The 21790-nt window shown below is 33.7% G+C and carries 16 protein-coding genes; 11 read left to right on the forward strand and 5 right to left on the reverse strand.

What is annotated here, in order from left to right; genetic code table 11:
* Positions 1 to 168: 168 nt before the first annotated feature.
* The 3 genes from glpK to B9Y54_RS05255 are packed head-to-tail and all read left to right on the forward strand — an operon-like array spanning position 169 to position 4258.
* Positions 169 to 1677 (forward strand): glycerol kinase GlpK, encoded by a 1509-nt coding sequence (glpK, locus tag B9Y54_RS05245; RefSeq protein ID WP_085559285.1) that lies wholly within the window; start codon positions 169 to 171, stop codon positions 1675 to 1677.
* A gap of 29 nt (positions 1678 to 1706) precedes the next feature.
* Positions 1707 to 3539, forward strand: a complete 1833-nt coding sequence (glpO, locus tag B9Y54_RS05250) for a type 1 glycerol-3-phosphate oxidase (RefSeq protein ID WP_085559286.1) — start codon at positions 1707 to 1709, stop codon at positions 3537 to 3539.
* A gap of 2 nt (positions 3540 to 3541) precedes the next feature.
* Positions 3542 to 4258 carry an MIP/aquaporin family protein gene (locus B9Y54_RS05255; protein WP_085559287.1) on the forward strand — a complete coding sequence of 239 codons (717 nt, stop codon included), beginning with the start codon at positions 3542 to 3544 and terminating at the stop codon, positions 4256 to 4258.
* 65 nt (positions 4259 to 4323) lie between these two features.
* Here the strand turns inward: B9Y54_RS05255 and B9Y54_RS05260 are convergent, their stop codons facing one another.
* A complete protein-coding gene (locus B9Y54_RS05260) occupies positions 4324 to 4875 on the reverse strand; it encodes a DNA-3-methyladenine glycosylase I (protein ID WP_085559288.1) in 552 nt (183 codons plus the stop codon).
* A gap of 374 nt (positions 4876 to 5249) precedes the next feature.
* Between B9Y54_RS05260 and B9Y54_RS05265 the strand changes: the two genes are divergently transcribed.
* A complete protein-coding gene (locus B9Y54_RS05265) occupies positions 5250 to 5675 on the forward strand; it encodes a cupin domain-containing protein (RefSeq protein WP_085559289.1) in 426 nt (141 codons plus the stop codon).
* A gap of 170 nt (positions 5676 to 5845) precedes the next feature.
* Here B9Y54_RS05265 and B9Y54_RS05270 read toward each other — a convergent pair whose 3' ends face one another.
* From B9Y54_RS05270 to B9Y54_RS05280, 3 genes are all read right to left on the reverse strand, one after another.
* Positions 5846 to 6700: a DegV family protein gene (locus tag B9Y54_RS05270; RefSeq protein WP_085559290.1), complete on the reverse strand. Its 855-nt coding sequence runs from the start codon at positions 6698 to 6700 to the stop codon at positions 5846 to 5848.
* 543 nt (positions 6701 to 7243) lie between these two features.
* Positions 7244 to 7948 carry a purine-nucleoside phosphorylase gene (gene deoD / locus B9Y54_RS05275; protein WP_085559291.1) on the reverse strand — a complete coding sequence of 235 codons (705 nt, stop codon included), beginning with the start codon at positions 7946 to 7948 and terminating at the stop codon, positions 7244 to 7246.
* A 169-nt stretch (positions 7949 to 8117) separates the two neighbouring features.
* The gene (locus tag B9Y54_RS05280) at positions 8118 to 8777 is read right to left on the reverse strand and encodes a Crp/Fnr family transcriptional regulator (RefSeq protein WP_085559292.1); all 660 of its coding nucleotides are present in this window, start codon (positions 8775 to 8777) and stop codon (positions 8118 to 8120) included.
* Between the two features lie 64 nt (positions 8778 to 8841).
* On the opposite strand from B9Y54_RS05280, the gene deoB reads away from it, so the two are divergent.
* The 6 genes from deoB to B9Y54_RS05310 are packed head-to-tail and all read left to right on the forward strand — an operon-like array spanning position 8842 to position 15954.
* Positions 8842 to 10014 carry a phosphopentomutase gene (deoB, locus tag B9Y54_RS05285; RefSeq protein ID WP_085559293.1) on the forward strand — a complete coding sequence of 391 codons (1173 nt, stop codon included), beginning with the start codon at positions 8842 to 8844 and terminating at the stop codon, positions 10012 to 10014.
* A gap of 48 nt (positions 10015 to 10062) precedes the next feature.
* The gene (locus B9Y54_RS05290; RefSeq protein WP_085559294.1) at positions 10063 to 11091 is read left to right on the forward strand and encodes a BMP family lipoprotein; all 1029 of its coding nucleotides are present in this window, start codon (positions 10063 to 10065) and stop codon (positions 11089 to 11091) included.
* Between the two features lie 14 nt (positions 11092 to 11105).
* On the forward strand, positions 11106 to 12638 hold the full coding sequence (locus tag B9Y54_RS05295; protein WP_085559295.1) for an ABC transporter ATP-binding protein: 1533 nt from the start codon (positions 11106 to 11108) through the stop codon (positions 12636 to 12638).
* Entirely contained in the window at positions 12631 to 13713 is a 1083-nt protein-coding gene (locus B9Y54_RS05300) for an ABC transporter permease (protein WP_200805360.1), read from the forward strand. The genes B9Y54_RS05295 and B9Y54_RS05300 overlap by 8 nt, the downstream gene beginning before the upstream one ends.
* 1 nt (position 13714) lies before the next feature.
* Positions 13715 to 14662: an ABC transporter permease gene (locus tag B9Y54_RS05305; RefSeq protein ID WP_085559296.1), complete on the forward strand. Its 948-nt coding sequence runs from the start codon at positions 13715 to 13717 to the stop codon at positions 14660 to 14662.
* Positions 14662 to 15954, forward strand: a complete 1293-nt coding sequence (locus B9Y54_RS05310; protein WP_085559297.1) for an NCS2 family permease — start codon at positions 14662 to 14664, stop codon at positions 15952 to 15954. Before B9Y54_RS05305 ends, B9Y54_RS05310 begins: the two co-directional genes overlap by 1 nt.
* Positions 15955 to 16089: 135 nt before the next feature.
* On the opposite strand, the gene B9Y54_RS05315 is transcribed toward B9Y54_RS05310, so the two are convergent.
* Positions 16090 to 17091 (reverse strand): LacI family DNA-binding transcriptional regulator, encoded by a 1002-nt coding sequence (locus B9Y54_RS05315; RefSeq protein WP_085559298.1) that lies wholly within the window; start codon positions 17089 to 17091, stop codon positions 16090 to 16092.
* A 1528-nt stretch (positions 17092 to 18619) separates the two neighbouring features.
* Here B9Y54_RS05315 and lacZ point away from each other — a divergent pair.
* Complete coding sequence (lacZ, locus tag B9Y54_RS05320; RefSeq protein ID WP_085559299.1) at positions 18620 to 21742, forward strand: beta-galactosidase, LacZ type; 3123 nt, start codon at positions 18620 to 18622, stop codon at positions 21740 to 21742.
* The last annotated feature ends 48 nt before the right edge of the window (positions 21743 to 21790 follow it).

Raw genomic sequence — 21790 nt, forward strand, 5'->3', positions numbered from 1 at the left:
AATTTTTATTTTTTTAAGGGAGCTAATCGCTTGGTATGAAAAGGTTATCAGCGAAAACTTTCAAAAGAAATAGAAGAAAGTAAAAAACTTGGGAGGATTTAAAGAAGAAAAAGGACTATTATAGATTTATAGAAAGAATACGCTTTCAAAAAATAGGAGGGTTTAAAAATGACAGAAAAAAAATATATTATGTCGATTGACCAAGGAACAACAAGTTCAAGAGCAATTATTTACGATAAGAATGGAAGAAATGTAGGGAATTCTCAAAAAGAGTTCACACAATTCTTTCCCAATGATGGCTGGGTAGAACATAGTGCGAATGAAATTTGGAATTCAGTTCAGTCTGTTATTGCTGGAGCATTTATTGAATCAGGTATTCGACCAACTGAAATTGCAGGTATCGGAATTACAAACCAACGTGAAACAACTGTCGTTTGGGATAAAAAAACAGGTTTACCAATTTATAATGCGATTGTATGGCAGTCTCGCCAATCTTCACCAATTGCTGACCAATTAAGAGAAGATGGCTATGCAGATTTTTTCCACAAAAAAACAGGTTTAATTATCGATGCTTATTTTTCAGCAACGAAAGTTCGTTGGATTTTAGATCATGTAGAAGGAGCACAAGAACGAGCTGAAAAAGGCGAGTTGCTCTTTGGAACAATTGATACATGGCTAGTTTGGAAATTAACAGATGGCGGTTCACACGTTACGGACTATTCTAATGCAAGTAGAACAATGATGTTTAACATTCATGATTTAGAATGGGATCAAGAAATTTTAGACTTGATGAATATACCTAAAATCATGTTACCAAAAGCTTGTTCAAACTCTGAAGTTTACGGAATGACACGTAGTTTCCATTTTTATGGAGCAGAAGTTCCCATCTCAGGAATGGCTGGAGACCAACAAGCTGCATTATTCGGTCAAATGGCTTTTGAACCCGGAATGGTTAAAAACACTTATGGTACAGGTTCATTTATTGTAATGAATACAGGAGAAACCCCTACTTTATCTAAAAACAACTTACTAACAACGATTGGTTACGGGATTAACGGCAAGGTTTACTATGCGATTGAAGGAAGTGTCTTTGTAACAGGTTCTGCTATTCAATGGTTAAGAGATGGATTAGAAATCATCAAAAATGCGAGCGAAACAGAAAAAATTGCGATGGAGTCAACAAGTGATGACGAACTTTTCGTAGTACCAGCCTTTACTGGTTTGGGAGCACCTTATTGGGATTCTAAAGCACGTGGCGCTATTTTTGGAATTACTCGTGGAACAACGAGAGCAGATTTTGTCAAAGCAACATTGCAATCTATTGCTTATCAAGTTAGAGATGTTATTGACACAATGAAAGAAGATACAGGAATTGATATTCCATTACTAAAAGTTGACGGTGGAGCAGCTCACAACGATTATTTACTACAATTCCAAGCAGATATTTTGAATTCATCTGTTCAAAGACCGCGTGACTTGGAAACAACTGCTTTAGGTGCAGCCTTCTTAGCTGGATTAGCCGTTGGATTCTGGAAAGATTTAGATGAGTTAAAAGAGTTTTATGAAGCAGGCGAAGCTTTTGAACCATCAATGCCAGCAGAAAAACGTGAAGAGTTGTACAGCAGTTGGAAACAAGCTGTTGCTGCTACACAAGCTTTTAAACCTACCTCAAAGTAACATTAAGCTAAAAGGAGGAAATGAAGATTATGAGTTTTTCAAGTGAAACGAGAAAGAAAACAATCAAAGAGATAAAAACCAATCAATTAGATGTTTTAATTATTGGTGGCGGCATTACCGGTGCTGGTGTTGCAATTCAAGCAAGCGCAGCAGGTATGAAAACTGCACTCATTGAGATGCAAGATTTTGCTGAAGGAACCTCTTCTCGATCAACAAAATTAGTTCATGGCGGCATTCGTTATTTAAAGACTTTCGATGTTGAGGTAGTATCCGATACCGTAACAGAGCGAGCAGTTGTGCAAAGCATTGCACCCCATATTCCAAAACCAGCACCAATGCTTTTACCAATCTATGATGAAGCAAATTCTACTTTCAACATGTTTTCTGTTAAAGTTGCAATGGATTTATATGATCAACTTGCTAATGTTACGGGCAGTAAATATGCAAACTACACGTTAACGACTGAAGAAGTATTGAAAAGACAACCTTATTTGAAAAAAGATGGTTTACTCGGTGGGGGCGTTTATCTCGATTATAAAAGTAATGACGCAAGACTAGTTATTGAGAATGTCAAACAAGCAGCAGCTGATGGTGGACATATGCTTAGTCGAGTAAAAGCAATTGGATTTATTTATAATCAAGATGGCCAAATAGAAGGCGTGAATGCTAAAGACCTAGTAACAAATGAGGTATTTGATATTAAAGCTAATCTTGTTATCAATACAGGAGGACCTTGGGTGGATCAAATTCGCCAGTTAGATAAATCAAAAGAGGTTATTCCTCAAATGAGACCTACAAAAGGAATTCATTTAGTTGTTAATAGTAGTAAACTACCCGTTCCTCAACCGACTTATTTAGATACTGGAAAGAATGATGGCCGCATGTTCTTTGTTGTTCCTAGAGAGAATAAAACGTATTTTGGAACAACCGATACAGACTATCAAGGCGATTATTTGAATCCAATGGTCGAAAAAGAAGACGTTGATTATCTATTAGAATGTGTTAACTACCGTTATCCAGGAGCTAACATTACACTAGCAGACGTTGAATCGAGTTGGGTTGGATTACGTCCATTGATTTCAACAAATGGTGGATCGGATTATAATGGTGGCGACAATGGAAAGATTACAGACGATAGTTTTACTAAAGTCGTTGATATTGTTACAAAGTATAAAGAAAAAATGGTTGATCGATTTGCAGTAGAAGATGTTTTAAGTAGTTTGGAAAGTGAATTATCAGAAGGGGAAGACAATCCTTCAGCTGTTTCTCGAGGAAGCGATTTAACTCGTGAAGAAGATGGTTTAATTACACTATCTGGTGGGAAAATTACAGATTACCGTAAAATGGCAGAAGGTGCTCTAATTTTAATTCAAAAATTACTGAAATCAGAATTTCAAAAAGAGTATACACTAGTCGATTCTAAAACATATCAGGTTTCAGGTGGGAAAATGAATCCACAAAAAGTTGAAGAAACCTTAGCTGAATTAGTTGAAGCTGGAATAGACAAAGGCTTAACAGAAAAAGAAGCGACCTATTTAGCTGATTTATATGGTACAAATGCACCTCTAGTCTTCAGTAAAGCCAAAGAAATGAAAGCATTCCCAGGGTTAGGATTAGGTGAGAGTTTAAGTTTGGATTATGCCATGAATGAAGAAATGACGTTGACGCCTGCTGACTTTTTATCTCGTCGTACGAATCATATATTGTTTATGCGTGATAGCTTAGACGCAGTGAAAGAACCGGTTATCGAAGCGATGGCGGATAGACTTAAATGGACTCAAGAAGAAAAATCTAACTATATTACTGCGTTAAACAAAGAAATTAACAACTCAGACTTAACTGAATTAAAAGGGGAGAGATAAAAATGAGTGGAGATATATTACAGATTTTCAGTGAGTTTTTAGGAACATTAATCTTAGTTCTGTTAGGAGACGGAGTAGTTGCGGCGGTTTGCTTGAAAAAAAGTAAAGCAGAAGCTTCCGGTTGGATTGTTATTGCTTTAGGTTGGGGTGCAGCTGTAACAATTGCGGTTTATATTGCAGGGTTTATGGGACCAGCTCATATAAATCCAGCCGTAACTCTTGCAATGGCTATATCAGGTAACATTAGTTGGGGTCTAGTCATACCGTTTATACTTGCTCAAGTAGCAGGTGGGATAGTTGGAGCCGTTTTAGTCTGGTTAACATATATAGATCATTTTGCAGCAACAGAGGACAAAGGAGCTATTTTAGGAACATTCGCAACTGGACCAGCAATTAAAAATCATCCAGCTAACGTTATAACAGAAGTTATTGGCACAATTGTTTTAGTTTTAGGTTTATTATCATTCTCTCAATACACATTTGCAGATGGAATGACCCCGGTGGTTGTAGGCTTGTTAATCGTTTCAATCGGACTTTCACTAGGTGGAGCAACAGGTTACGCTATTAACCCAGCTCGTGATTTAGGACCAAGAATCGCTCACCAATTTTTACCAATTAAAAACAAGGGTAACTCTGACTGGGGTTACTCATGGGTTCCAATTGTGGGACCAATGATAGGCGCAGTTATAGGAGCATTACTCTTCTTAGTAATGACTTAAAAAATTAGATGGAAAAAGGATTGAAAACTTTCTTAGGAAGTTTTTAATCCTTTTTCATTTTATAATCATACCTTTTTAAAGCAACTATCTAAGTGGTTATCTATGATTCCAACAGCTTGAAGATAGGCATAAACCGTTATAGAACCTAAAAATTTAAACCCTTTTTTCTTTAAGTCATAACTGATTAAATCAGAAAGTTCAGTTTTTGATGGTACTTCTTTAGATGCTTGGTAACGGTTAACAATTATTTTTCTGTTTGTAAATTGCCAAATATATTGATTAAAACTACCAAATTCTTTTTGAATAGCTATAAAGGCATGGGCATTATTTATGACAGATTCAATTTTCTTTCGATAGCGTATAATGCCTTCATTTTTAAGCAATGCTGCTATTTTTAATTCATCGTATTGAGCAATTAAGTTGTAGTCAAATTGGTCAAAAGCTGCTCTAAAATTTTCTCTTTTCATTAAAATAGTTTGCCAACTTAAGCCTGATTGCATTGATTCTAAGAGTAAGAATTCAAAATGAATGCGGTCTTCGTATACTGGAACACCCCATTCTTTATCATGGTACTCTATTTGCAAATTATTTCCTTCACACCAGTCGCACCTTTTCATTTTTGATTTTCCTCCTTTATTTTCATTAAAAATAGATACAATTTATTCTAACATAGACATTGCTTTAAGGAATACTTATTCAAATGGACAAGTTTAAGAAGAATATTCGGTCAGTTGTCTATTATTAATATATTTTGGACAACTCAGGATAAATTTTAAAAGTAGTTAGCTATTTTTATACTAGAATGGACAAGTCGAGATAACTTTCTTAAAAAGTCGTCTGTTCTGTATAAATATATGCTATCTTATGAGTGAATAATAGACGATACTCTAAAAAGTAAGGTGTATTTCTTGCTTTTCTATCCATTAGGAATAGACTTAAATTGTAAGCGTTACAAAAAAACTATTTATTAAAACTAGGAGGAATAGAAAAAATGAAACTTAGTGATAAAGAGAATGGAAAAAACCCTTATGTAGTAGATATCGAAGAGGCAACGGTTAAAAATGATACTTATCGGACAACTATCTGGACAGGCGATAAATTACAAGTAACATTGATGGCGATTCAATCTGATGATGATATTGGATTAGAAGTGCATCATGGCATTGACCAATTTATTCGTATTGAAGAAGGACATGGTTTATGCAAGATGGGTCCAACAGAAGATAATTTAAACTTTGAGCAAGAGGTTAAAGATGATGATGCGATTTTCGTACCAGCTGATATGTGGCACAATATTATCAACACTGGCGATGAACCGCTGAGGTTGTATACAATCTATGCAGGACCAGATCATGTTGCGGGTACAGTCCATGAAACACACGATGATGCACGTAACGATCCTAACGAACAAGATTAATATTAACCAATAAACAATTATTACTAATAAATTAAGGAATGAAAAAGAGTTACAAAAAGATAGTAGCCATTAAAATACATGGCTACTATCTTTTTTATCGATTAAACTAAGGCATACTGGAGGTATATATATACTTCTAGCATGCCTTAATGCTAATACGAAACAACTGATTATTTTTTCTCAATACCAATTATTCCAAAAGCTCCTGGACCGCCATGACTTGAGATAACAGCACCTGCTGAAAACCAGAGCGGATCTTGATAACCTAGTTTATTTAAAGTAACTTCTCCAAGTTGCTTGTAAGCTTGACTTAAACCAGCAGTTCCTCCGATAGTTAATGTTTCCGGGTCGATAGAATAGTTTGTGACAAAGTCTTTAACAGCATTTTTCAAGCAGCGTTCGTAAGAACCACGATATTTTTTAGAAGCAACTAAGTAGCCATTTTCTATTATAATCGTTGGGTGAAGTCTAAGAAGAGATGCTCCAAGGTAAGCAACATTTGAAACTCGTCCTCCTGCTTTAAGATAAAGAAGGGATTGTGGAAGAAAGACAAAACGCGTGCGTTCTCTGACTTCTTCTACAAAGGCTACAATTTCTTCAGGCGTGCTATCAGGATTAGCTTCAACAAATTTTGCTGTTGCAACAACTACAGCAGTTAATCCGCCTGATACATTTTTACTATCAATCACATGAATATTTTCTAATTCTCTTGCTGCAATGACACAAGAATTATATGAAACGGTCGTTACTGCAGAATAAGCAACGTGAATTATATGAGCTCCGGGATGTTCTTCAAAAATGCGCTCGAATACGGTAGTAAAGTCTTGTGGAGTTGAGCCAGATGTTTTTGGCAAAGTTCCTGTTTTATCATAGAAACGATAAATATCTTCAACATCAAAGCTGCCATCGTCGTAGGTTTCTGATCCCATAGTTACATGCATTGGAACAACGTAGATACCATAACGTTCAGCGAGCTGAGGGGAAATATCAGATCCGCTCTCAGTAGTAATAATATATTTTATCATAGTGGCCTCCCTAACTCAATTATCTAATAAGTAGTTTCAATAATCATATCATATGTAGACGAAGATGTCGTGTAGTGGTTAAGTTTTATTTTATGATAGATGACTAGTAGAAAGCGCTTTGTGAGAGGAAGTGACTTGCTACTAACGAATGAATGAATGATTGGTTAATCTTAGTTATAAAAAGTATAAATAAAAGAGTAAAATCGAGTAGATTTATTGCTATGGAGTATTTTGTTTTTGAACTAGGACAAGTATTCAAACTTTTGTCCGCTACTCGGTTACTTTTTTGAAATAATAGACAAGTGGGAGAAATTATTTAGTGAACTTGGCTAGCTGTTTAGACTAGCGGACAAGTGGAAGACAAATAAATTCTCACTTGTCTATTCCCAATTGAAATTAGACAAGTAAAGCTTTTTTAAACACTAACTTGTCTATCTAAGAGAGTAAAGTAAATTAAGCCAATCTAATCAAATCTTTTAACCATTAAAAAACCGTTGTTTCTATCTAATAGAAGACAGTACAACGGTTTTTTATATTTTAAATTTATTTAATTCCAGCTTCTAAAGCAACTTCGATCATTTCGCCAAAACTCGTTTGACGTTCTTCAGCAGTTGTTTCCTCACCTGTGATTAAGTGATCACTAACGGTTAAGATACTAAGAGCACGAACATGGAATTTAGAAGCTAGGTAATAAAGACCAGCTGTTTCCATATCTACACCAAACACATCTAAATTTGTCATACTATTCATTGTATCTTTTGTATCATTATAGAATGTATCAGAAGAAAAAATATTCCCAACGTGAACGTTCATGTCTTTTTCAATAGCAAGATCAAAAGCGCTACTGATTAAGCCGTAGTTTCCGATTGGTGGGAAATAGATTGGAGCTAAGTCTTTATAAATAAGTGAAGAATCAGTTGCTGCAGCTTGAGCAATGATGACGTCACGGATATGTACGTCTTCTTGAATAGCTCCACAAGTTCCAACACGTATTAATGTCTTAACACCATATTCATTAATTAATTCGTGAATATACAAGACTGCAGAAGGCATTCCCATCCCAGTACCTTGTACAGAAACTTTTCTACCTTTATATGTCCCTGTATAGCCAAGCATATTTCTAACGGTATTATAACAAACCGCATCTTCTAAAAATGTTTCAGCGATGTATTTTGCACGAAGTGGATCTCCTGGTAATAAAACGATATCAGCAATCTGTCCTTCTGCTGCACTAATATGAAAACTCATAAATAAATTCCTCCTCTTATGTGGTTAATACCCATGATAAAGGATAAAAAGGATAAGCGTTATGAAAGCGTTATCTAGAAAAGAGTAATCATGTTCACACTAATAGTGTTAGCTAGTTCATCGCCAGAAAGCGCTTTCTGGTTTAATATAAAGGCAAGGCAGAAGAAGGTTAATCAAAATTTGCATATTCCTTTAATTTATCTCTATCAAGAATAGTTATTGTTTTTGGTTGTAGTGAGAGGATACGTTCATCTTGCAAATCTTTAAATGCTTTGGAGACAGATTCTCGTGTTACACCAATCATACTAGCAATCGTGCTTTGGTTAATATTTTTTATCGTAAAATCGTTGGACGTTTCGTTATTTTCAAGAAAATCCAATAATACACGACAAACGCGAGTATGAACACTATAGAAAGTTAGATTTCTTATTTGTTTATTCAACGTTTCAAAACGCTGATGATGAATACGAAAGATATTTTCTAGTATTGTTTTATTTTTATAAATCAAGGCAATAAAATCAACCTGAGAAAGGTGATAAATTTCGGCATCTTCAGTGACCTCAACAGAAGAGAGAGCAGGACTTTTGGAAAAAAGTTCAACTTCCCCTATCACTTCATGTTTTTTTACGAAGTCAAGGATGATTTCTTTATCTTCATATGTTCGATAAATTTTTAACGTACCACTTTTTACAATATAGACTCGATCAATAGGATCTTCTTCAAAAATAAGAATATGATTTTTTTTATATTTCCGAGCTAGGATGGGGTTTAGGATATCCTTAATTTGCTTATCTGAGAGACCATCAAATAGCTGAACACTTTTACTCATAGTTTCACCTCAACAAATTTTAATAGTAACAGCATTGTACCATTAACTAGAAAGGAAAGATAATATGAAAAGTAAACGAATTCATTTAATCGTGTTAGATTCAGTAGGAATTGGTGAAGCGCTTGATGCTGCAGCTTTCAATGATACAGGCTCACACACGCTAGGACATATCGCTGAATCAATGGAATTAGCGTTACCAAATCTAGCGAAAATGGGATTAGGTAACATTGAAGACTTGAAAGGCATCGAAAAAGTAGCAAAAAGTGAAGCCTATTGGACAAAATTAGCTGAAAAAAGTGTCGGAAAAGATACAATGACGGGACATTGGGAGATAGCCGGTTTACAAATTGATACACCATTTAGAGTTTTTCCAAATGGTTTCCCAGATGAGTTGCTAGAAAAGATTACAGCATATTCAGGAAGAAAAGTTATTGGCAATAAACCAGCATCTGGAACGGGTATTCTAGATGAACTTGGTGAAGAACAAATGAAGACTGGCGCTTTAATCGTTTACACATCAGCAGATCCTGTTCTTCAAATTGCAGCTCATGAAGGAATTATTCCATTAGAAGAGTTATACGATATCTGCGCGCATGTTCGAGAGATTACGAAAGAAGATCCTTATATGATAGGAAGAATTATTGCTCGTCCTTATCTTGGAGAGCCTGGTTCATTTAAACGCACAGCTAACCGCCATGATTACGCGCTAAGTCCATTTGGATTGACCGTGTTAGATAGCTTGAAAGACAATGGCAAAGACGTTATTGCAGTTGGTAAGATTAGTGACATTTTTAATGGACACGGTATTACCGAAGCTGTTCGAACAAAAAGCAATATGGACGGCGTAGATCAATTACTAAAAGTGATGGAACAACCTTTTGAAGGCTTATCTTTTACAAACTTAGTTGATTTTGACGCTCTTTATGGCCATCGTAGAGATACAAAAGGTTACGGCGATGCATTGATGGATTTTGATAAACGCTTACCAGAAATTCTGGAAAGACTAAAAGTAGATGACTTGTTAATGATTACAGCAGATCATGGAAATGATCCAACTGCTCCAGGAACAGACCATACTCGTGAGTACGTTCCATTACTTGCTTATTCAAAACAATTTAAGCAACCACAAGAATTAAAAACAGCCAAACATTTTTCAGATATTGGTGCAACGATTGCAGCTAACTTTGATTTACCAGCAATCGAAAATGGTGAAAGTTTCTTAGCAGAATTAAATTAAAGAATAAAAATTAAAAAATAAAACAAATAAACTACAGGAGTGATACAAATGAAAAAATCAACTATCAAAACTATTGGGTTCGCTTTACTTTCAATGACAGTGCTAGCAGCTTGCGGAAATGATGATGCAGCTACAGAAGGCAGCGACAAAAGTGCTGAAAAAGAATTTAAATTAGGTATGGTAACTGACTTAGGAAGTGTAAACGACAAATCATTTAACCAAAGTGCTTGGGAAGGTTTACAACAATTAGAAAAAGATAAAGGATTTGAAGTGAAATACCTTGAGCCTAAAGCAGACTCAGAGGTAGAGCCAAGTTTATTGCAATTTGTTAACAGCAAAACAGATTTAACATGGGCAACATCATCAACATTAGCTGATGCTGTAACGACAATTGCTGGCAACAATCCAGATGCAAAATTAGGGATTTTGGATGCAGAAGTAGAAGGAATTGATAACGTTGTTTCCGTTTCATTTAAAGAAAATGAAGGAGCATTCTTAGCAGGGGTCGTTGCAGCTAGTATGACTGAAACAGACAAAATTGGTTTTGTTGGCGGAATGGAAATTCCAGTTATTCAACGTTTTCATGCAGGATTTGAAGCAGGAGTTAAAGCAGTTAATCCAGATGCACAGGTTGTTGTAAACTATGTTGGTGTCTTCAATCGTGTAGATATGGGTAAATCGGCTGCTTCAACAATGTATAACGATGGCGTAGATATCATCTTCCACGCTGCAGGTGGAACTGGAAATGGTGTCTTCAACGAAGCACAAGAGCGTTTTGATAATGGTGAAAAAGTTTGGGTTATCGGTGTAGATAAAGACCAATCACTAGAATTTGGTGATGACATTACGTTAACTTCTATGATGAAAAATGTAGACAGAGCTGTTTATGAAATCTCTGAAAAAACAGCAGATGGAAACTTCCCAGGTGGAGAAGTTGTTCGCTTAGGTTTAGCTGAAGACGGTGTTGGCCTAGCAACAACATCAGATAAAAATGTACCAAAAGACGTATTAGATCTTGTAGAAGACTACAAAACAAAAATTATTTCTGGAGATATTATAGTTCCTGAAAAACCATAAAGGAGAGTCACACTATGGAGCAAAAACGAGTTGAAAAAGTATTAGAATTGAAACATATTACAAAAAAATTCGGAAATTTTGTTGCTAATGATGACGTTTCGTTGACTGTAAGACGTGGAGAAATTCACGCCTTACTCGGCGAAAATGGTGCAGGGAAATCGACTTTAATGAATGTTGTGTTTGGGATGTATCAACCTGAAGAAGGCAGTATCTCAGTTTACGAAAACAAAACGAAAATTGAAAATCCAAACCATGCGATTCATTTAGGTATTGGGATGGTTCATCAACATTTCAAACTAATAGAAAATTTTACTGTGACAGAAAATATCATTATTGGTATGGAACCAAAAGACGGTGTTCGCTTAAATATGAAAGCGGCGGTTAAAGAAGTTCAAAAAATTTCTGAAAAATATGGTTTAAAAGTAGATCCGAATAGTAAAATTGAAGATTTACCAGTGGGTATGCAGCAAAAAGTTGAAATTTTAAAATGTTTGTACCGTGGAGCGAACTTATTGATTTTTGATGAGCCGACAGCCGTGTTAACACCAGATGAAATTGGCGAATTATTGCAAGTGATGCAAAAATTAGTAGCAGAAGGTAAATCTATTATTTTAATCACACATAAGTTAAATGAAATCATGAAAGTAGCAGATAAATGTACCATTATTCGTAAAGGAAAATACATTGCTACGGTTGATATAAAGGACTCAAACAAAGAAGAACTTGCAGAGATGATGATTGGTAAAAATATTTCACGTGAGATCGATAAAGAAGCCTATAGTCCTAAACAAAATGTATTAGAAATCAAAAATCTGACGATGTTAGGTTCAAGCAAAAAGAAAGTATTAAATAATATTAATTTAACGGTTGCCGCTGGTGAGATTGTTGGGATTGCTGGTGTCGATGGAAACGGTCAGATGGAACTAGCTGAAGCAATTATAAAAATGCGTGATTTTGAAGAGGGCGATATTCTAATTAACGGTGTATCTCAAAAAGATAAATCGACTCGTGAAATTTATGAGTCTGGTGTTAGTTACGTGCCAGCCGATAGACACAAGCATGGTTTAGTATTAGAGAATGATATTGCAGAAAATTTGATTTTAATTGAATACTACAAAGAAAAATACAATCAAGGAATTAAATTAAATAAAGCGTTAATGTATGAAGAAGCAAGAACAGCGATGGAAAACTACGATATTCGTGCTGAAAATGAGTACACAATCGTACGTGGCATGTCAGGTGGAAATCAACAAAAGGTTATTTTATCAAGAGAAATTAGTCGTGATCCAGAACTTTTAATTATTGTCCAACCAACACGCGGACTAGATATTGGTGCTATTGACTTTATTCATCGTCAAGTTGTTCGTTTACGTGATAAAGGTGTTGCTGTGTTGCTTATTTCTTTTGAATTAGAAGAAATATTAACGTTATCAGATAGAATTGATATTATTTTTGATGGTCAAATCGTTGGACAAACAAAACCAACTGAAACAAACGATAGAGAATTAGGTCTAATGATGGCTGGTAAAGGATCGGGTGATGAATGAGACTATGGAAAAAATCAGAAAAAATTTAAAGAGTAGTCAAGCTACTATACCGTTAGTCGCTATTCTCATTGCGCTTTTTATTGGAGCAATTGTCATGTTGATCGGTGGATATAACCCAATAGTAGCTTACGAATCATTAGTCTTAAAGATATTTGGTTCGGTCTATGATATGGGCGAAACCGTTCGTGCGATTATTCCACTTATTTTAAGTGGATTTGCAGTTGCGGTAGCTAGTAAAGCTGGTATTTTTAACATCGGGGTTGACGGACAAATTATTATGGGAGCAGTTAGTTCTCTTTTAGTAGGTACGTTAATTGATTTACCTCCTATTATACATGGTATCGTTGCTATTGTAGTCGGTATAATAGCTGGAGGTTTATGGGGGGTTCTAATTGCTAGTCTTAAGACTAGATTTGGAATTAATGAGGTTATTAGTTCAATTATGTTAAACTATATTGCGTTGTATCTGAGTCATATGTTAATTAAGAGTTTTGCGGCACAAGAAGGAACAGCGCGTTCATCTCTTATTAAAGAGTCTGCAAGTATTGGTTTTCCTTCATTAAATACTTTATTTAGTGGCGCACGTATTCACTGGGGTTTCATTATCCTTCCATTTATTATCTTTGCTTTTTATTATTTCTTTGAAAAGACGCGTTGGGGTTACGAAACAAAAACAGTTGGATTAAATCCAGATGCAGCAAATTATTCAGGTATGAAAGTGAACGGAATTTTAATTCGGACAATGTTTATCTCTGGTGCACTAGGTGGCTTAATTGGCGCGCTAGATACACTAGGTGTTTATGGTTATGTAGCTATTGTGTCTTCTACAAGTGGTGTTGGTTTTGATGGGATTGCGATTGCTTTATTAGGTGGCAATTCAACACTAGGAACAACCTTATCAGGTATCTTAATTGGAGCATTAGATTATGGTTCACAAGGAATGCAATTTGGTGCAGGAGTACCAAGTGAAATTATCGGAATCGTTATTTCACTCATTATCTTCTTTGTAGCAGCTCCTGGAATCGTTAAAGCGTTATTACCTAAAAAAAAGGCGCTTAAAAAGGAGGTAGAGTAAAATGACGGCTAATATTATAAGTGGAAGTTTGATTTTTGCAGCAGCCTTACTATTTGGTGGCTTAGGCGGTATGCTGAGTGAAAGAGCAGGTGTAATCAACTTAGGTATTGAAGGTTTCATGATTTCTGGCGCATTCTTTTCAGCAGTTGGAGCTTATTACGCTGAATCAGCTGGTATGGGAGGATTAAGTCCTTTCGTTGGTGTATTAACAGCATTTATCTGTACCGCAATTTTTTCAGGTATGCATGCTTTAGCAACGTTAAAATATAAAGCAGATCATGTTATCAGTGGAGTTGTTATTAACTTACTAGCAGCTAATGTCACTTTTTTCCTAGTCAAACTTCTTTTTGACGGGGCAGCAGAAACACCACGTTTAAAAAATATGTTTTCAAAAATTTCTATTCCTTTTTTATCCGATATTCCAATAGTTGGTAAAGCTCTTTTTAAATCTTATCCTACGACCTATATTGCTTTTGCAGCAGTACTTTTAATCGGCTTTATTTTCTTTAAAACATCTTTAGGTCTGCGTTTAAGAGGTGTTGGAGAAAATCCAGGCTCGATTGATACAGCAGGAATTAATGTCATGAAAATTAAGTTTTGGGCTGTTATGATGAGTGGCTCAATTGCTTCATTAGGTGGAGCAACGATTGTTTTGACAACAAACGGAAACTTTTCATTTAACACGATTGCAGGACAAGGTTATATTGCGATTGCAGCGGTTATCTTAGGACGTTGGAATCCATATGGTGTCTTATCAGGTGCGTTACTTTTCGGATTTGCACAAGCAATCAAAGATCAAATTCAAATTTTAGATTTTGCAAGCTCAATTCCAACAGAAGTATTCTATATGTTGCCTTACCTTATTACTTTATTAGCTCTTATCTTTACTGGTAGAAAAACTCGTGCACCAAAAGCATTAGGAATCCACTATGATGCGAGTGTGAGATAATGATGACAGTGCAACAATTTTTTAAAGTAAAAGAAAGTGGCAGTACCCTACAAACGGAAGTAGAAGCAAGTATTACTTCCTTTGTCTCTATTGTTTATATAGTGGCAGTAAATGCTTTAATTTTATCTCAAACAGGCATGAATTATAATTCTGTTATGATTGCAACAATCTTGACAACAGCTTTTAGTAATATATTAATGGGGTTGTATGCTAAATCCCCATTAATTTTAGCTCCAGGAATGAGCGATAATGCTTTCTTTACTTATATCTTAGTAGGTGCATTCGCCTTTACTTGGCAAGAAAGTTTATCGATTGTTTTTATTGTTGGGATGATTTTCTTCCTATTGACGTATTTTAAAGTGACTGGTTTGCTTTTGCGTGCGATACCATCGACGATGATTAAAGGAATGAGTGCTGGGGTTGGTTTCTTCTTGATCTTCCTAGGTTTGAAAAACAGTGAAATTATTGTTTCTTCGCCAGACACTATTGTAGCGTTAAATAATATTTTTCAACCGATTCCTTTAACGATGTTAGCTACTTTATTAATGGGATTATTTTTATTTGTTAAAAACGTAAGAGGAAACTTTTTGCTAACGATTATATTTGGAGTAATCGTTTCTATCTTTTTGGGTGTCACGGATATCAGTTCATTTTCTTATTCGTTGATTGATACTCAATCGCTCGAACCGTTTATTTTTCAGTTTGATTTCTCTAGTATTCTTTCTGTGAATTACTGGATTGCAGTCTTTTCATTATTAATTCTAGTAGTATTTCAAAATCTAGGGACACAAATCAGTTTTTTGAACTCTGAAGATCCAGCTGTTTTGAAGAAAACATTAGAAGCAAATGGCTTATCTGTTGTTATGGCAAGTGTTTTAGGCTGTAGTTCTACTTGTACAAGTGCAGAAGGTGCAACAGGAATAGCCATAGGTGCAAAGACTGGATTGACGTCATTTTTAGTTGGGATTTACTTCCTTTTTACAATCATTTTGATTCCTTTTATTGCACTTATTCCACTAGCTGTTATTTCTGCTTTACTTGTAATCGTAGGTTCATTGTTAGCAGCGGGTAATTTAAAAGATATTGATTTTATGGATTTCACAGAATACTTTCCAGCTATCTTAATGGTTTTAATGATGGTTTTAACTTTTAATATAGCCGATGGAATTGGATGGGGTTTTTCTTTCTATACATTCCTTAAAGTAAGTACTGGAAAACGTAAATCTGTCTCTAAAATGATGTATGTTTTAACAGGAGTATTTATTTTATATTTTATTCTGAAATTTATGTAGTAAATGAAAAGGGTTGAACGTTGTTATGCTTCTCCAATCGAAGTCAGTAGATAGACTTTAGGAGATAGCTAACTTTGTTCAACCCTTTTTTATATTTTTAGATTATATAAGCTTTAAGAACGTATTTTAATTTTGTTAAATAACCGGTTTAGTACTTTCTCGTAAAAGTAAATCTGTAGATAAGGTAATTTTTTTTGCTACCCTTCTTCCAGTAGTTAATTTATCGAGCCATAAATCAAAACCAGTCTCACCCATTAATTCTGTATAGACTTTTACTGTACTCAATGTAGGATAAATATATTTAGCTAAACTTATGTCATTAAAGCCAATAAGACTAACCCTTTCAGGTACAGATATTCCAGCTTCTTGTAGAGTTCTTAAACAACCGATAGCCATTGAATCATTAGAAACAAAAAAAGCATCCGGTAGATCATCTTTTAAGTTATCTATAGCTTTTCGCATTAGTTCCTGACCGGATAAAACATTAAAATTACCAGTAAAGGTATATTTTTCTTTGTACATTCCAATTTGCTGCATATAATTTTTAAAAAAAATCGTTCTTTTGTCGATAATATTTTTAGATTTATCACCAAAATTTTCTTGTCCAGCAATTAAGCCAATACTTTGGTAATTATTTGCAATAAAATAATCCAAAACTGAATTTACAGCATGTTCAAAATCAATAACAACTGAATCTAGTCTACGATAAAGTTGATCGAAATCTACAAAACATATATTTTCTGTCCATGAAGTGAGTTTATTTACCTGTATATCACTAAATTTTCCAATTGCTATAATACCATCTATCCCTGGGCTCATTTCAAAGTTAGTATTTTGGAAAATACGTATAATATCATAGTCCATTTCTTCTGCTCTTTTTTCGACTCCTAAGCGTATAGACAAATAATAAAGATCGTCTAATTCTTCTTGCTCTGTATACCATTGAACGATGGCTAATTTACCTTGTTTTTCAATTTTTTTATTTTGATATTTTGTATAATTTAATGCTCCAGCAGCTTCAAAGATACGTTTTTTTGTTTCATCTCCCACTGATAAAGATTCGTCATAATTTAAAACACGAGATACTGTCGCGCTTGAAACTCTAGCTTGTTCGGCAATATCTTTAATAGTTGCCATTTTGTCATCACTTTCTTTCTTTGATTTAATAAGTTAATTTAGATTGAAAAAAATTATCGATAAGATAGTATAACCTTAATTTTTTTTATAGTTGATTATATTATTTCTATGCTTCGGTTAGGTAAAAATACAGTACGTAGAGAACATATGGTGAAGTTCTATAATCCGTCTATAGTATTCTATAAGTTAAAAATCTAGATGGTATGTCTTAAAATCACTCTCGAGTAATGTTTATTCAATTATTCGAGAGTAATGTTAAATACAAACTCTTTAGTGAGCGCTGTCAAAACCTTACTCTAATTATATAGATAGAGTAGATAAAGACAAATTTCATATTATATACGCTATTATAATACTTTAATTCTTGCGTAATTCTTGCATTAATTATTTTATTTGAAAGTAAGAGTTATTAAAAGTTAATTTAGTTGATAAATTGCTTATTATTATAGAAGCTATAAAAAATTATTTATATTAGTATTATATAGTTTGTTAAAAGGGACGTCAGATCTATTTAAGGAAGCGTTACCAATAGGTAAAATTTAAATAAAGAACTTAAATTTTAAGATTGGCTAACTCCATTTAAATACGTTTATAATCAAACAATACTAATTCTATATTATAACTATTAATAAAACAAATCAAGTAAAATTTAGTAAAACTAAAAAATCTGGCTAGATATTACTGTATTATTCCTATTTTATAAATAATATATACTTTCCTCAATTATCGAATAAGTTGGATAAAGAATTTTTATTTGATAAGGAAAAAATATAATTAAGAATTTAAATTATTAAATTAAATGATTAAGTATATTAGTGAAAAAAATTAGAAGTGTTTATGAAATGTGAAAACAATTTGCCTTTAATCTATCAATAACTAAGCATGCTTTTAGTTAGTTGAAATAATATGTAAGAATATCAAAGAGTGGAAATAAATATTCTATAAATAGTAAGATAAGTTTAGTTATAAATACATAGATCCAACCCTAGCTAAAAAATTAAAAGATTAATGTGGAGTCTCTTAAAGGAACAGTCTAACCTAAACTGATTTATAGCTTGATATTAGAGAGTAATAAAGAGCAATAGAGAGATAGATAGTTTAACCTATATAAGATTTAATTTCATTTGTTTATCCTTCTAAATCCACTTAAATGGTCAATGATTAGTTTTGCAGTCAAACTAGAAAATTATTGTTTATATAACACTAGGATTATTTCTTTTATTTATTAAACTAAATTTGATTTATCTCGACAAACATAAAATAAAAATAGAATAAGTATACTTATTTAGCTCTGTTTAAAGAATCATTATTGTAGTAAAAGATTTTGTAAGAAATTCTATAGTTGCGGCTAAGTTGTGTTACTCAGAGTAGATAATAATAAAGTTGAAATCTCAACAAATAAAGAATGAGAGCGCTTAATTTAATGCTTGACTATTAAAATATTTAGTATTAAAATAAAAACGTAATCATTTTACTGAATTTTTTTAATTCGTTTAGTAAAAAAACGTAATTAAGAATGGAGGATTTTATGAAATATGAAAAAGATTCCCAAAATCAAAAAATTATTCATAAAAATAGATTATCATCACGTTCCTATTTTATGACGTACCAAAATGAGAATGAAGCACTAACCTATGAAAGGAAAATATCGAGAGGGTTTCAATTATTAAATGGCAATTGGAAATTTTTGTATGCAAGTTCTCCGGAAGAATTTACTGGGGAATTTTACAAAGATGATTACGATGTTTCAAATTGGGATGAGTTATTGGTACCGTCTCATTGGGAATTAAATGGTTACGGCAATCCCCATTATACAAATGTCCAGTACCCTTTCCCAGTTGAGCCTCCTTATATTCCATCTGAAAATCCAACAGGTCACTATTATAGAGATTTTCATTTAGCTTCTTCGCAAGTAGCAGAGAGAACGTATTTACGTTTTGAGGGCGTTGATAGTTCCTTTCATGTTTGGGTTAATGGAGATTTTGTAGGTTACAGTACAGGAAGTAGAGAAGCTTCAGACTTTGACATTACTCCATATGTCAAAGAAGGAAAGAATTCGATAGCAGTAAAAGTATATAAATGGTCTGCATCAAGTTATTTAGAAGATCAAGACATGTGGTGGTTAAGTGGTATTTTTAGAGATGTATATTTATATACAAAATCAAATATTTATATACAAGACTTCTTTGTAAAAACTTTATTAGATGATAAATATAAAGATGCAATACTAGATATTGAAATTAAAACAGAAGGTATTCAAGACTTTGCGTCTGATTACAAAGTTGAGTATACTTTATTGGACAAAAATTATAATATAGTAAAAAAATATTCTGATACTCTAAAAGATAAAAATATAAATGTAACAATAGAAATAAATAATCCGGAAAAATGGTCTGCAGAAGCACCGTATCTTTATCATTTACTTATAACTTTGAAAAAGAATAACAAAGTTATTGGAGTCATTCCTAATAAAATTGGATTTAGAAAAGTTGAATTGAAAAATGGATTAATTTTAGTGAATGGAAAAGATATTATGTTTAAAGGCGTGAATCGGCATGAAACCCATCCTGATTACGGTAGAGCTATTTCGTTAGATTGGATGGAAAAAGATATAAAATTGATGAAAAAGAATAATATTAATGCAGTAAGGACGGCACATTATCCTGATGATCCAAGATTTTATTCATTATGTGATGAGTATGGACTCTATGTGATAGATGAAGCTGACATTGAAACACATGGTTTTGACTTGATTCACGAGTGGAACCGACTAAGCGACGACCAAGAATGGCAAGAAGCTTACCTTGATAGAATGATTAGAATGGTAGAAAGAGACAAAAACCATCCTTCTGTTATCATTTGGTCTTTAGGAAATGAATCAGGATTTGGGAAAAATCATTTAGTAATGGCAGATTGGGCAAAGAAAAGAGACGACACACGTTTAATCCATTATGAAGGTGAAACAAGAGATATTTTAGATCGGACAGATAACAATCCATATGAAGAAAATAAAGCTGCGGATATGTTTTCAACGATGTATAGTTCAGTCGAATTAATGGAAGAACTGGGGAAAAGAGAAGATTTAAAACAACCTCATATTTTATGCGAATTCGGACATGCAATGGGCAATGGGCCAGGTGGATTTAAAGAATATTTTGATGTGTTTTATAAATATAAACGACTTCAAGGTGGTTTTGTGTGGGAATGGATGGACCACGGAATACGAAAGCATACGAATGAAGGGGAAGAGTATTTTGGTTATGGAGGAGACTTTGGTGATTCACCACATGATTCAAATTTCGTAATTGATGGAATGGTTATGCCTGACAGAACACCTTCTCCTGCTTTAATAGAATATAAAAAAGTTATTGAACCAATTATTGTTACTGAGTTTAATGCTGATAAAAAAACCATTAAAGTCGAGAATAGATATGATTTTATTGATTTAAAACATGTATCTGCAATATGGGAATTGAGTATAAATGATTGCATTATTGAACAGGGTACGTTGGATGTAGCTCATATACAAGCAGATACAACAGAGGATATTTCCATTCCAATAGCAATGGTCAATCAAGAAATTAAATACAATGAAGCGATACTTACTATAAGATTTTTACAAAAATATGATACTAAATGGGCACTAGCAGGACACGAAATAGCATGGGGACAGTTTATTATCTCTGCTAAAGAAATGAGTCCTTTCAAACTAATTGATGACGATTATTCACAGTTAAGAGTAAGTAATAAAGCCAATAAAATAAAAATTCAAGGAGATAATTTTACTATTGTGTTTAGTAACTCTACAGGGGATATCCTCTCTTGGCAAGTTAATAGCATAAATATATTAAAAGAAGGTCCTAAATTAAATTTCTGGAGAGCTCTTACCGATAATGATAAGCTGGGAATTGCTGAATTTGGAGCAGAGTCAGTTGCTGCTGATTGGCGAATGAATGGATTAGACCTTATGCAAAGAAGAATCAAATCGGTTACGTATCAAGAAAAAATAAATTATGTTCACGTCAAAGTAGAGGCTAAGTATGCCCCTCCAGTTTTAGCATGGGGATTTGAAACAGTTATTGACTATATTATTAATTCATCTGGGGTAGTGGAAGTAGATATCAAAGGGCATAAAGTTGGCGAAGGAGCTAAAACTTTACCTAAGATAGGCTTACAAATGCAGATAGATAAGTCACTATCTGACGTTGCTTGGTATGGTAGAGGACCAGGAGAAGCTTATTCAGATACTAAACAAGCGAATCGATTTGGACTATTTACCACCACTGTAAATAAACTATTTACTAGTTATGTAGTACCTCAAGAAAATGGAAACAGAACTGATATTAAATGGGCAGCAGTAAATCGAGATGATGGATTAGGTCTCTTTATAAAAGGATCAAATTTTAATTTTAGTGCTCGTAAGTATACTACAGAAAACATAGATAAAGCTAATCATACCATCGAATTAGAAAAATCAAACTTTATTGAACTGAATCTAGATTATCAGTTACATGGAATTGGCTCAGCGAGTTGCGGTCCTGGAGTATTAGAAAAGTATGAACTGAAAAATGAAGACTTTGAATTTTCATTTAAACTATTAGGATTTTCAAGAAATGAATGGAGTCCTGATAATATAAATAAATACATTTAATCATCAGTATAGTAATAAAATATTTATAAAAAAATAGGAGGTTTTTAT

This window comes from Carnobacterium iners, from assembly GCF_900177385.1.
Taxonomy (GTDB): Bacteria; Bacillota; Bacilli; order Lactobacillales; family Carnobacteriaceae; genus Carnobacterium_A; species Carnobacterium_A iners.

Coding starts and splice junctions, on each gene's coding strand:
- B9Y54_RS05270 (WP_085559290.1), bottom strand. CDS start 6,700: ATGATAAAATATATTATTACTACTGAGAGCGGATCTGATATTTCCCCT.
- B9Y54_RS05305 (WP_085559296.1), top strand. CDS start 13,715: ATGACGGCTAATATTATAAGTGGAAGTTTGATTTTTGCAGCAGCCTTA.
- B9Y54_RS05255 (WP_085559287.1), top strand. CDS start 3,542: ATGAGTGGAGATATATTACAGATTTTCAGTGAGTTTTTAGGAACATTA.
- B9Y54_RS05295 (WP_085559295.1), top strand. CDS start 11,106: ATGGAGCAAAAACGAGTTGAAAAAGTATTAGAATTGAAACATATTACA.
- lacZ (WP_085559299.1), top strand. CDS start 18,620: ATGAAATATGAAAAAGATTCCCAAAATCAAAAAATTATTCATAAAAAT.
- B9Y54_RS05265 (WP_085559289.1), top strand. CDS start 5,250: ATGAAACTTAGTGATAAAGAGAATGGAAAAAACCCTTATGTAGTAGAT.
- B9Y54_RS05300 (WP_200805360.1), top strand. CDS start 12,631: ATGAATGAGACTATGGAAAAAATCAGAAAAAATTTAAAGAGTAGTCAA.
- B9Y54_RS05290 (WP_085559294.1), top strand. CDS start 10,063: ATGAAAAAATCAACTATCAAAACTATTGGGTTCGCTTTACTTTCAATG.
- B9Y54_RS05310 (WP_085559297.1), top strand. CDS start 14,662: ATGATGACAGTGCAACAATTTTTTAAAGTAAAAGAAAGTGGCAGTACC.
- deoB (WP_085559293.1), top strand. CDS start 8,842: ATGAAAAGTAAACGAATTCATTTAATCGTGTTAGATTCAGTAGGAATT.
- glpO (WP_085559286.1), top strand. CDS start 1,707: ATGAGTTTTTCAAGTGAAACGAGAAAGAAAACAATCAAAGAGATAAAA.
- B9Y54_RS05280 (WP_085559292.1), bottom strand. CDS start 8,777: ATGAGTAAAAGTGTTCAGCTATTTGATGGTCTCTCAGATAAGCAAATT.
- B9Y54_RS05315 (WP_085559298.1), bottom strand. CDS start 17,091: ATGGCAACTATTAAAGATATTGCCGAACAAGCTAGAGTTTCAAGCGCG.
- glpK (WP_085559285.1), top strand. CDS start 169: ATGACAGAAAAAAAATATATTATGTCGATTGACCAAGGAACAACAAGT.
- deoD (WP_085559291.1), bottom strand. CDS start 7,948: ATGAGTTTTCATATTAGTGCAGCAGAAGGACAGATTGCTGATATCGTT.
- B9Y54_RS05260 (WP_085559288.1), bottom strand. CDS start 4,875: ATGAAAAGGTGCGACTGGTGTGAAGGAAATAATTTGCAAATAGAGTAC.